Raw genomic sequence first — 11528 nt, 5'->3', positions numbered from 1 at the left:
CTGATTACAGGGGTAAACGAGTTTTTCACTATAGCTTCACAAACCCACCACAGCCTCAGGCAGAAGATCGCGCCCATTGATATCAGGAATATAGATATGGGCTTTCTCAAAACGGCGCCAATGCGCTATCTGCTGTTGATAACCGGTGCCTGGTTATTGGTGTTCCTGCTCACTCGCAGCGTGCTGCTTGTGACTCATCTGAATGAAGTGGGCGGCAACTGGCTGCCGGTGTTTGGCGTGGGAATGCTCTACGACCTGGCCTTCCTTGCCTACGCAGCTTTACCGCTGGGCCTGTATTTACTGCTCTGCCCACCTGCACTCTGGCGCCGCCGCGGCCACCGCTGGTTCCTGCAAGCGCTGCTGACGGCCAGCCTGTTCGCCATGCTGTTTACTTCGGTGGCCGAATGGCTGTTCTGGGATGAGTTTGGCGTACGCTTCAACTTTATTGCCGTTGACTACCTGGTGTATTCCGATGAGGTGCTGAACAACCTGCTGGAATCCTATCCGATCGGCAAGTTGCTGAGCCTGTTGGCAATGCTGGCGATCCTCATGAGCCTGGCCCTGCGTAAACCCTTCAATGCCGCCATGGCGGCGCCGTTGCCGGCACTGCGTGGCCGGCTGCTTAATGGTCTGGGGTTGTTGGTGGTCGCCGGCCTCAGCCTGCAACTGATCAGCCAGGACAGCCCACGTGCCCAAGGCGGCAACGCTTACAAGAACGAGTTGGCCAGCAACGGCCCTTACCAATTCTTCGCCGCGTTCCGCAATAACGAACTGGACTACACCCAGTTCTACAAAAGCCTGCCTACCGACGTGGTCGCCCGGCAATTGCGCGCCGAACTCAGCGAGCCGAATGCACGTTTTATCGACCAGGACCCGCTGGATATTCGCCGCGCCATCACCAACCCGGGCACACTGCGCAAGCCCAACATCGTGCTGGTCACCATCGAAAGCTTCAGCGCCAAGTACATGGGCAGCAACGGCGATGCACGCAACCTCACGCCCAACCTGGATGCATTGCGCAAACAAAGCCTGTACTTCAATAACTTCTATGCCACCGGCACTCGCACCGACCGCGGCCTGGAAGCCATTACCCTGGCGATCCCACCCACGCCAGGTCGTTCGATCGTCAAGCGCATCGGTCGTGAAAGCGGGTTCGCCAGCCTTGGGCAGCAGCTCGCGGCCATTGGCTACGACAGCGTGTTTGTCTACGGCGGGCGCGGCTACTTCGACAATATGAACGCGTTTTTCAGCGGCAATGGCTATCGGGTTGTGGACCAGAGCAGCGTGCCCGAATCAGAAATCTCATTTAAAAACGCCTGGGGCATGGCCGATGAGGACCTGTTCAAACAGACCCTGACACTGGCCGACGCCGACTACGCCAAGCAGCAGCCGTTCTTGCTGCAACTGATGACCACCTCCAACCACCGCCCCTACACCTACCCGGACGGGCGTATCGATATCAAGTCCGGCAAAGGCCGCGACGGTGCGGTGAAATACACCGACTACGCCATCGGCCAGTTCCTCGAGGCTGCACGCCAGAAGCCATGGTTCGATAACACGATCTTCGTGTTCGTCGCCGACCACACCGCCGGCAGCGCAGGCAAGGAAGACCTGCCGATCACCAACTACCAGATTCCTTTGTTTGTCTATGCGCCCAAGCTGATCGACCCACGGGAGTCCGCCCAACTGGCCAGCCAGATCGATCTTGCACCGACCCTGCTGGGCCTGATCAACTTGAGTTACGAATCGACCTTCTTTGGCCGCAACCTGTTGCAAGACAACCCGCTGCCGCCGCGAGTGGTGATCGGCAATTACCAGCATTTGGGCTTGTTTGACGGCAAGGACCTGGCGATCCTCAGCCCACGCCAAGGGCTGCGTCGCCACGACCAAGCCCTTGGGGAGAGCCAGGAGTTGCGCGTGGGCAGCGATGATCCATTGATCCAGCGGGCGATTACCTACTATCAAGCCGCCAGTTACGATTTCAAACAACAACTGCTGAGTTGGAGGGTGCACAAGGACGAGGCCCCGACCCTGAGCACACGCTGAACAAATCTTCCCGTACAGGTCAGTACGGGACGTTTTACATTAAGGTCTGCCATGCGCTCTCACCCCACTGCTCCGCCTTCCAAGCCCCTTGATTTCTGGCTGTGCCTGGGCATTCCCGTCGCCGCTGCGCTGGTATTGCTGATGCTGGAGCTGACTTCGCTGGACATGGATCTTGCCAAGCAGTTCTACAGCGCAGCCAATGGCGGTTTTATCGGTCGCTACAGCTTCTTCCTCGAAGACATCCTGCATGACCGTGCCAAGGAGTTGGTGATCCTGTTTTCGGTCCTGGCGATCCTTGGGTTTGTCGGCACCTTTATCCTGCAGCGCCTCAAGCCTTACCGCCGCGAACTGGGATGCCTGGTGCTTTCCCTGGGGCTGGCGACAGCCTTCGTATCGCCACTGAAAACCATCACTGCCGTGCAGTGCCCATGGAGCCTGAAGGAATTTGGCGGCCAGGAAACCTATAGCGAACTGCTAAGCCCTCGCCCGCTTACCGACAAGCCAGGTCGCTGCTGGCCCGGTGGGCATGCGGCAACCGGGTTTGCCTTGTTCGCCTGGTTCTTTGCCCTGAGGGATCGCAAGCCGAGGATGGCGCGCAACGCGTTCATCGTTGCAGTCGGTCTGGGCAGTGTCTTTTCGGTGAGCCGCATGCTCCAAGGGGCGCACTTTTTTTCCCACAATGTGTGGACAGCAATTTTTTGCTGGCTGATTTGCCTGGCCATGTATTGCCTGCTGCTGTACCGACCATCAAGGCAAGCTACATCCATCGCTACCCACCCCCTATAAAAAAACCCCGCCTGCATCACTGCAGGCGGGGTTTTTTCAGTACGGGGGTAAGGCTGGCTTACATCATGCCGCCCATGCCACCCATGCCGCCCATGTCTGGCATACCGCCGCCAGCCGAGCCTTCTTTCTTCGGTGCTTCAGCGATCGCCGCTTCGGTGGTCAGGATCAGACCGCCGATGGAGGATGCTGCTTGCAGCGCCGAACGGGTCACCTTGGTAGGATCCAGGATGCCCATTTCGATCATGTCGCCGTAGATGCCAGTCGCAGCGTTGTAACCGTAGTTACCTTTGCCGTTCTTGACTTCGTTGACCACAACGCTTGGCTCGTCGCCGGAGTTGGCAGCGATCTGGCGCAGCGGTGCTTCAACGGCACGACGCAGTACCGCGATACCGACGTTCTGGTCAGCGTTGTCGCCGGTCAGGTTAGTCAGGGCTTCCAGGGCACGGATCAGCGCAACGCCACCGCCAGGTACCACGCCTTCTTCAACGGCTGCACGGGTTGCGTGCAGGGCGTCTTCAACGCGGGCTTTCTTCTCTTTCATTTCGACTTCGGAGCCAGCGCCAACCTTGATCACTGCAACGCCGCCGGACAGCTTGGCCAGGCGCTCTTGCAGTTTTTCACGGTCGTAGTCCGAGGAGGTTTCAACAACCTGTGCACGGATCTGGGCGATACGGGACTCGATGTCGCCTTCAACGCCAGCACCGTCAACGATGATGGTGTTTTCCTTGGAGATGGTCACGCGCTTGGCGCTACCCAGGTTTTCCAGGGTGGCGCTTTCCAGGCTCAGGCCGATCTCTTCGGAGATAACGGTACCGCCGGTCAATACGGCGATGTCCTGCAGCATGGCCTTGCGACGATCGCCGAAGCCTGGAGCCTTGACGGCCGCGACTTTAACGATGCCACGCATGTTGTTCACGACCAGCGTCGCCAGGGCTTCGCCTTCAACGTCTTCGGAAACGATCAGCAGTGGGCGGCCGGCTTTGGCTACGGCTTCCAGCACTGGCAGCATTTCGCGGATGTTGGAGATCTTCTTGTCGACCAGCAGGATCAGCGGGTTGTCCAGTTCGGCAACCATGGTCTCAGGCTTGTTGACGAAGTACGGGGACAGGTAGCCACGGTCGAACTGCATGCCTTCTACAACCGACAGTTCGTTTTCCAGGCCCGAGCCTTCTTCAACGGTGATCACGCCTTCTTTACCGACTTTTTCCATCGCTTGGGCAATGATGTCGCCGATGGAGCTGTCGGAGTTGGCAGAGATGGTACCTACCTGAGCGATGGCCTTGGTGTCGGCGCATGGCTTGGACAGGTTCTTCAGCTCAGCCACGATGGCGATGGTCGCCTTGTCGATGCCGCGCTTGAGGTCCATCGGGTTCATGCCGGCAGCGACGGCCTTGTAGCCTTCGTTGACGATCGCCTGGGCCAGGACGGTAGCGGTGGTGGTGCCGTCGCCTGCGTCATCGTTGGCACGGGAGGCAACGTCTTTGACCAGCTGCGCACCCATGTTTTCGAAACGGTCTTCCAGTTCGATCTCTTTGGCTACGGAAACGCCGTCCTTGGTGATGGTCGGAGCGCCGAAGCTCTTCTCGATGATCACGTTACGACCTTTCGGGCCGAGGGTCGCTTTTACTGCGTCAGCCAGGACGTTGACACCGGTGAGCATTTTCTTGCGGGCGGAATCGCCGAATTTAACTTCTTTAGCAGCCATGATCGATATTCCTTAAATACTTTGTAGTAACGGGAAAATGAACGGGGAATCAGTCTTCCAGAACGGCGAGAATCTCGCTCTCGCTCATGACCAACAGGTCTTCGCCGTCGATTTTCACAGTGTTGCTGCCGGAGTAAGGGCCGAAAACAACCTTGTCACCCACTTTCACGGCCAGCGCACGTACTTCACCGTTTTCCAGAGCCTTGCCTGGACCCGCAGCAAGAATCACACCGTGGTTGGCTTTTTCAGCAGCCGAACCTGGCAGGACGATGCCGCCAGCGGTTTTCTTTTCTTCTTCACTGCGACGGATGACGACGCGGTCATGCAGAGGACGAAGCTTCATTGTCGATCTCTCCTAATTGTGATTTTCATCGGCCGGTATCAATTCCGGCGGGTTAAATTCCGGCGGTGCCGGTCGCGACTCGCTGGGCGAATCGCGGAAGTCTGTCTAGTGTCACCACCAGAAACCTTGCGGTGACCGTTACATAAGGGCGGCTGCGGTTATTACAAGGGGGCAAGGATGAAATTTTTTGTGTCGGCGGCGGGGTGAATGCAACACGGCACCCGAAGGTGCCGTGCCAGTGAAGCGGTTATTTGCTGTCGCGGTGTTCGAATTCGCCTTCAATCACATCGCCTTCGCGTCCCAGGGGCTGGCGCGGGGCCGGGCCGCCACGGGGTTGCAGGTCGTCGGCGAAGGCGCGTTGGCGAATCGCCGCGTCTTCGGCGCGCTGGCGCATCTTGCCGGCCAGCAGCTTGCGCGTGAACGGCAGCAGCAGGACCAGGCCGACCACATCGCTGACAAAGCCCGGCAGGATCAACAAGCCACCCGCCAGGGCCATCATCAAGCCCTCCAGCATGGTCTGGGCGGGTAACTCGCCGCGGTTCAGGCTTTCACGGGCACGCAGCGCCGTAGCCAGGCCGGCGACGCGCAGCACGAGGACGCCGAGCATCGAGCCGGCAATGATCAACAGCAATGCCGGGAAAAACCCGATCGCACCGCTGACTTGAACGAATACGAACAGCTCCAACACCGGGAACAGCAGAAAGAGCAATAAAAAAGGGCGCATCAAATGGTTCCTCAACGCAAGAATGCCTTGCCAGTCCACCTTAGATGACGTCGCCATTTCGTGAATTCAAGCATTGGCGGCGGTTATTTTCGGCCAGGCCTCGGCGTGAGCCAATGAAACCAAGGCTTCGCGCACTTGTGTCGGCGTGTTGCAAGGCGCTGCGAAGGGCAACCAATGCAGGGACTGGCCGATACGCAGGTGCATGCCTTCGCTGTCGATGCCAGCCAACTGTGCAGGCTCGGACGTGGGCAACCCGCCGAGTTCGACGTAATGGGCGATGGCCTTGGTGTGATCGCTGTTCATGTGCTCGATCATGCTGCGCTCGGCCTTGCCGGCAAACGGGTTGGCCAAGGTCAACTGCTCGACCCAGTGAATCGCGCCAAACCCACCGATATACCGATGGCGCACCGGCTTGAGCACCCAGAAATCGAAATCGTGGGCCTTGTGGTAGTTGGCCGAATCGGGGAAATAGCGGTAATAGCGCTCGGCAGCGGCTTCAATCGCTGCTTCGTCTTCAAGCTTTCCGGCTTCGGCCAGGTAGGTCAGGCGCCCCACGGCCTGCACATCATCGGCCCCGCGTTCACCCACCAGCAGCGAGCACTTGGGATCTTTTTGCAGGTTGTGGGTGTGCTGGGCGATGCGGCTGATCAGGATCAGCGGGCGGCCCTGTTCGTCAAGGCAATAGGGCACGACCGAGCCAAAGGGAAACCCGGGCATGGCCTTGGACAGTGTGGAGAGGGCCCCACGGTATTCCTTGAGCAACAGCTCTCGGGCGTTCTTGGCAACGTGCGCGCTCAACGTATGACTCCTTGGGTGTTCCGCCGCCCATGGCATATGGGAATGGATCTCAACACAAGGTAATCAATATCCGCGCAGGTTGCCAGGGTGGCCGACGCAGGTTTTACCAGGCCACACCAAAGCCTGCGGTGTAGCGGGTCTTGCTCAAGCTGCTGTCGGAGTTGCCGCTGACCTCGTTGCGCTCGGCCTTCAAGTTCAGCGAAGCCCACTCGGTGACCTTATAGCGCAGGCCCATTTCGGCATCCAGGGAATACTCGGCCGGCCCGGCCAGGGGTTTGCCCAACTCACCGTTGGTGAAGAACTCGACGGTCTTGCCCACCAGATAGCGGTTGTAGTTCCACTTCATGGCCAGGGAATAGAAGTTGTCCTTGCCGCCGTCGGCATATTCATAATCGGTGCGGTTGACCAGCGAACCCAGGGAGAAGGCGCCCAGCTCATCGTCCCAGAACTGATAGCCCGGGCCGGTACCGACAACGCGCTGGCGAGCCAGGTCTTCGACCTTGTCACGCTTGTAGGTCAAGCGGCCCTGCCAGAACCAGTGCTCGGTGATGAAGCGATCCAGGTTGTATTCCAGCGCCCAGTTGTCGGTGGTGGTGACGTCATCCTGGAACTCGCGGTTGTATTCACCCTTGCCTGTATGACGCCACTGGCCGTGACGGGCCGAGGTCTTGAAATCGATGTCGTAGTCGTTGGTGTCTTTGTCGGCACGCTTGTAGTCCAGCGCCAGGTCGACGTTGCCCTTCCATACCAGGTCTTCGATCACTGGCTTTGGCTTCATGATCTGCTGGATACTTGCCAGCTCCACGGTCTTGGGCGCCTCGCCATTGGCCAGCACCACCTTGCCATCATCCGAGGCGTGCAAGGCCTTGGCCTTTTCGCCGCTGTAGGCGTCCTGCTTGACCAGCAGTTCCTGGTCGCTTTCCAGGGTCTTGACCTGCTTCCAGTCCACCGGGATGGAGCCAGCGTAGGTGGTCTGGATCAACAATTTGCCGCCGTCGAAGACTTTGATCTTGCCGGTCAGGCGGTCACCGTTTTTCAACCACACGGTATCGGCGAGCAAGGGCGTGGAAGCACTGAAAACAGCAAGGCACAGCAGGGTTCTGGACAACATAAGCAGATACGGGGCTCAGGGGGGGGCGAAAATAAAGGGCGTTATAGTGTTACATGGCTAGAACTGACTCAAGGATTTATATTGAGTTCAATTCTCATCGCCATGTTTACAGACGTTTCTGACAAAACAACGACGATCTCAACGGATATCCCCACACAGTGAATCTACCTGCCGATACGCCGCAAAGCCCCGCCGAAATGCGTCGTACCGCCTTGTACCTGACGCTGGCGCAAGTGCCGGAAGGCTGCGTGGTGAGCTACGGCGAGCTGGCCCAACTGGCTGGCCTGGGCCGCGCCGCACGCTGGGTCGGGCGCACCCTGAGCCAGTTGCCCGAGGACACGCGATTGCCCTGGCATCGGGTGCTGGGTGCCGGCGGTCGGATAAGCCTGCCGGTGGGCAGTGCCTCGGGTGACGAACAACGTGCGCGTTTGCGTAGCGAAGGCGTCACTATCCTGAATAATCGCGTTGATATTCAGCGTCATGGCTGGCGCCCGGTAGAGCACAGCGGTTAGAGTGCGCGCTTTGTTTCCGCAAATCTGAGGCAGACTCCAGCCCATGCCCCGTAAAACCTGGCGCGCCGCGCTCGCCGCCTATGCCAGCCCCTCGACGTTAGTGCTGTTGTTGCTCGGTTTCGCCGCCGGCATGCCTTACATGTTGGTGTTCTCGACGCTTTCCGTGTGGCTGCGTGAAGCCGGTGTGGCTCGCGAGACCATCGGCTATGCGAGCCTGATCGGTCTGGCCTACGCCTTCAAATGGGTTTGGTCGCCGCTGCTCGACCAATGGCGCCTGCCGTTGCTCGGAAAACTGGGGCGTCGTCGTTCCTGGCTGGTGCTGGCCCAGTCACTGGTGATCCTCGGATTGATCGGCATGGGCTTCTGCGATCCGCAAAAACACTTGTCCTGGTTGATCGCCATTGCGGTGGTGGTCGCGTTCGCGTCGGCCACCCAAGACATTGCCGTCGATGCCTATCGCCTGGAAATTGCCGACGACAGCCGCCAGGCCGCCCTGGCCGCAAGCTATATGTCCGGTTATCGCATCGCCGCCCTGCTGGCCACGGCCGGCGCGCTGTTCTTTGCCGAAGGCTTCGGTTCCACCGGCTTCAACTATAAACACTCGGCCTGGACCGGCACCTATGTACTGTTCGGCGTGTTGATGGTGCCGGCGCTGCTGACCACCTTCCTCATGCGTGAACCTGATGTGCCACTGCGCACCCAGTTGCAGGCCGGGCGCTACAGTTTCGCGCACCAGTTGGTGTCGGTGTTTGTGCTGATCGTGCTGTTGGTCTCGGTGCCGGCGATGTTCACTCAGTTGTACAACACTGACTTCGCCAGCGTGCTGTTCCAGGGTGTGAGCCTATGGGAACTGCTGATGGAAGACCGCGCATTCCTGCGCGCCATCCTCTATATCACGCTTACTTCGCTGTGCCTTTCGGCCATGGGTCGCCGGGGCCTGGCGCCGGTGCTGACGCCGGTCAACGACTTCATCCTGCGTTATCGCTGGCAGGCACTGCTGCTGCTCGGGCTGATTGCCACCTATCGCATGTCCGACACGGTGATGGGCGTCATGGCCAACGTGTTCTACATCGACCAGGGCTTTACCAAGGACCAGATCGCCGGGGTGAGCAAGATCTTCGGCCTGATCATGACCCTGCTCGGCGCCGGCATGGGCGGCCTGTTGATTGTGCGGTTCGGTATCCTGCCGATCCTGTTCATCGGCGGCGTGGCCTCGGCCGGCACCAACCTGTTGTTCGTGATGCTCGCCGACATGGGCCCCGACCTGCAGATGCTGATCGTCACCATTTCCCTGGATAACTTCAGCTCGGGCCTGGCCACGTCGGCGTTTGTCGCCTACCTGTCGAGCCTGACCAACCTCAAGTTCTCCGCAACCCAGTACGCGTTGCTCAGCTCGATCATGCTGTTGCTGCCACGCCTGATCGGTGGGTACTCGGGGGTGATGGTGGAGAAGTTCGGTTACCACAACTTCTTCATGATCACCTGCCTGCTGGGCCTGCCGACGCTGTTCCTGATTGCGTTGCACTGGTTCCAGGAGAATCGGCGCGCCCGGTTGAATCCGCCGCAGGAAGACTGAAATGTGGGAGGGGGCTTGCCCCCGATGGCAGTGTGTCTGTCAGTACATCTGACACTGACACACCGCCATCGGGGGCAAGCCCCCTCCCACATTGGATCTCCCACAGTCAGTCAGATCCCCCCGCAACGTCACGCCTGTACTCCGGCAGCAACCGCCCGTACAATCCCAAGTCATTTCAAGTCCAAGCAACCGACAACGGCCTACCATGCGTACCAGTCAATATTTGCTCGCCACACAGAAAGAAACGCCTTCCGACGCGGTAGTGATCAGCCACCAACTGATGCTGCGCGCCGGTATGATCCGCAAACTGGCCTCGGGCCTGTACACCTGGTTGCCCATGGGCTTGAAGGTGATGCGCAAGGTCGAAGCCATCGTTCGTGAAGAAATGAACGCCGCCGGCTCTCTGGAAGTGTTGATGCCGAGCACCCAACCGGCTGAGTTGTGGCAGGAATCCGGGCGCTGGGAAGAGTACGGCCCTGAGTTGCTGCGCTTCAAGGACCGTCATGGCCGCGATTTCTGCGCCGGCCCGACCCATGAAGAGGTCATCACCGACCTGATGCGCAACGAGTTGAGCAGCTATAAGCAGTTGCCACTGAACCTGTATCAGATCCAGACCAAGTTCCGTGATGAAATCCGCCCACGCTTCGGCCTGATGCGTGGCCGCGAGTTCATCATGAAGGACGCTTATTCCTTCCACGCCGACCTCGCGTCGCTGCAGGTCACCTACGACCGCATGCACCAGGCCTATTGCAACGTATTCACCCGCCTGGGCCTGAAATTCCGCCCGGTTGAAGCGGACAACGGCTCCATCGGCGGTGCCGGCTCCCACGAATTCCACGTACTGGCCGAATCCGGCGAAGACGATATCGTGTTCAGCAACGGCTCCGACTACGCGGCCAACATCGAGAAAGCCGAAGCCGTGCCACGGGAAACTTCCCGCCCCGCACCGGCCGAGGAACTGCGCCTGGTCGATACCCCTGACACCAAGACCATCGCGGCCCTGGTGGAAAAATTCAATCTGCCGATTGAAAAGACCATCAAGACCTTGATCGTGCACGCCGAAGAAGAAGGCAAGCTGATCGCCCTGGTCATCCGTGGCGACCATGAGCTCAACGAAATCAAGGCGGCCAACCAACCTGGCGTGGCCAGCCCACTGGTCATGGCCTCCGACGCCGAACTGCGTGACGCCATCGGCGCCGGTGCCGGTTCCCTGGGCCCGCTGAACCTGCCGCTGCCGATCATTATCGACCGTTCGGTGGAGCTGATGAGCGACTTCGGCATCGGCGCGAACATCGACGACAAGCACTACTTCGGCGTGAACTGGGAGCGTGACCTGCCGGTTCCGACCGTGGCTGACCTGCGTAACGTTGTCGCCGGCGACCCAAGCCCCGATGGCAAAGGCACCCTGGAAATCAAGCGCGGCATCGAAGTCGGGCATATCTTCCAGCTGGGCAACAAGTACAGCAAGGCGATGAAGTGCGAAGTGCTGGGCGAGAACGGCAAGCCGATCACCCTGGAAATGGGTTGCTACGGCATCGGCGTTTCTCGTGTGGTAGCCGCTGCCATCGAACAGAATAACGACGAAAAAGGCATTATCTGGAGTGACGCCCTGGCACCGTTCCAGGTGGCCCTGGTGCCACTGCGCTACGAAACCGAGCAGGTACGCGAAGCCACCGACAAACTGTATGCCGAACTGACGGCCGCCGGTTTTGAAGTGCTGCTGGATGACCGGGACAAGAAGACCAGCCCGGGTATCAAGTTCGCCGACATGGAACTGATTGGCATCCCGCACCGGATCGTGGTCAGTGACCGTGGCCTGGCCGATGGCAACCTGGAATACAAGAGCCGGACCGAAGCCAAAGCCCAACCGTTGCCGGTGGCTGACGTGCTGTCTTTCCTCCAGGCGCGCATTCGTCGCTGAAAACCA

Annotated in this window: 10 protein-coding genes; 5 read left to right on the top strand and 5 right to left on the bottom strand. The window is 59.4% G+C overall.

Annotated features, from left to right (window positions below; translation table 11 throughout):
- Positions 1-96: 96 nt before the first annotated feature.
- Positions 97-2046: an LTA synthase family protein gene (locus TU73_RS17270; protein ID WP_057013228.1), complete on the top strand. Its 1950-nt coding sequence runs from the start codon at positions 97-99 to the stop codon at positions 2044-2046.
- 51 nt (positions 2047-2097) lie between these two features.
- Positions 2098-2832, top strand: coding sequence for a phosphatase PAP2 family protein (locus TU73_RS17265; protein WP_057013227.1), 735 nt, complete (start codon positions 2098-2100; stop codon positions 2830-2832).
- Between the two features lie 58 nt (positions 2833-2890).
- Here TU73_RS17265 and groL read toward each other — a convergent pair whose 3' ends face one another.
- From groL to TU73_RS17240, 5 genes are all read right to left on the bottom strand, one after another.
- Positions 2891-4537, bottom strand: a complete 1647-nt coding sequence (gene groL / locus TU73_RS17260) for a chaperonin GroEL (RefSeq protein ID WP_057013226.1) — start codon at positions 4535-4537, stop codon at positions 2891-2893.
- A 49-nt stretch (positions 4538-4586) separates the two neighbouring features.
- Positions 4587-4880: a co-chaperone GroES gene (locus TU73_RS17255; RefSeq protein ID WP_043051598.1), complete on the bottom strand. Its 294-nt coding sequence runs from the start codon at positions 4878-4880 to the stop codon at positions 4587-4589.
- A gap of 247 nt (positions 4881-5127) precedes the next feature.
- Positions 5128-5604: an FxsA family protein gene (locus TU73_RS17250; RefSeq protein WP_057013225.1), complete on the bottom strand. Its 477-nt coding sequence runs from the start codon at positions 5602-5604 to the stop codon at positions 5128-5130.
- A 66-nt stretch (positions 5605-5670) separates the two neighbouring features.
- Complete coding sequence (locus TU73_RS17245) at positions 5671-6402, bottom strand: HugZ family pyridoxamine 5'-phosphate oxidase (protein WP_057013224.1); 732 nt, start codon at positions 6400-6402, stop codon at positions 5671-5673.
- Between the two features lie 103 nt (positions 6403-6505).
- Positions 6506-7513 carry a DUF481 domain-containing protein gene (locus tag TU73_RS17240; RefSeq protein ID WP_057013223.1) on the bottom strand — a complete coding sequence of 336 codons (1008 nt, stop codon included), beginning with the start codon at positions 7511-7513 and terminating at the stop codon, positions 6506-6508.
- Between the two features lie 197 nt (positions 7514-7710).
- Here TU73_RS17240 and TU73_RS17235 point away from each other — a divergent pair, with 197 nt between their 5' ends.
- The 3 genes from TU73_RS17235 (at position 7711) to TU73_RS17225 (ending at position 11522) form a co-directional block, all read left to right on the top strand.
- A complete protein-coding gene (locus TU73_RS17235) occupies positions 7711-8025 on the top strand; it encodes an MGMT family protein (RefSeq protein WP_057013222.1) in 315 nt (104 codons plus the stop codon).
- A 43-nt stretch (positions 8026-8068) separates the two neighbouring features.
- On the top strand, positions 8069-9601 hold the full coding sequence (locus tag TU73_RS17230) for an AmpG family muropeptide MFS transporter (protein ID WP_057013221.1): 1533 nt from the start codon (positions 8069-8071) through the stop codon (positions 9599-9601).
- 205 nt (positions 9602-9806) lie between these two features.
- Positions 9807-11522 (top strand): proline--tRNA ligase, encoded by a 1716-nt coding sequence (locus TU73_RS17225; RefSeq protein ID WP_057013220.1) that lies wholly within the window; start codon positions 9807-9809, stop codon positions 11520-11522.
- Positions 11523-11528 lie beyond the last annotated feature (6 nt).

The sequence above is a fragment of the Pseudomonas libanensis genome, from assembly GCF_001439685.1.
Lineage (GTDB): Bacteria > Pseudomonadota > Gammaproteobacteria > Pseudomonadales > Pseudomonadaceae > Aquipseudomonas > Aquipseudomonas libanensis.
The sequence above is the reverse complement of the archived record's forward strand: the minus strand, read 5'-3'. Positions and strand labels throughout refer to the sequence as shown.

Bases quoted from the DNA above. Each gene is read 5' to 3' on its own strand.
- TU73_RS17250 (WP_057013225.1), bottom strand. From the start codon at position 5,604: ATGCGCCCTTTTTTATTGCTCTTTCTGCTGTTCCCGGTGTTGGAGCTG.
- TU73_RS17270 (WP_057013228.1), top strand. From the start codon at position 97: ATGGGCTTTCTCAAAACGGCGCCAATGCGCTATCTGCTGTTGATAACC.
- groL (WP_057013226.1), bottom strand. From the start codon at position 4,537: ATGGCTGCTAAAGAAGTTAAATTCGGCGATTCCGCCCGCAAGAAAATG.
- TU73_RS17235 (WP_057013222.1), top strand. From the start codon at position 7,711: ATGCGTCGTACCGCCTTGTACCTGACGCTGGCGCAAGTGCCGGAAGGC.
- TU73_RS17265 (WP_057013227.1), top strand. From the start codon at position 2,098: ATGCGCTCTCACCCCACTGCTCCGCCTTCCAAGCCCCTTGATTTCTGG.
- TU73_RS17225 (WP_057013220.1), top strand. From the start codon at position 9,807: ATGCGTACCAGTCAATATTTGCTCGCCACACAGAAAGAAACGCCTTCC.
- TU73_RS17230 (WP_057013221.1), top strand. From the start codon at position 8,069: ATGCCCCGTAAAACCTGGCGCGCCGCGCTCGCCGCCTATGCCAGCCCC.
- TU73_RS17255 (WP_043051598.1), bottom strand. From the start codon at position 4,880: ATGAAGCTTCGTCCTCTGCATGACCGCGTCGTCATCCGTCGCAGTGAA.
- TU73_RS17240 (WP_057013223.1), bottom strand. From the start codon at position 7,513: ATGTTGTCCAGAACCCTGCTGTGCCTTGCTGTTTTCAGTGCTTCCACG.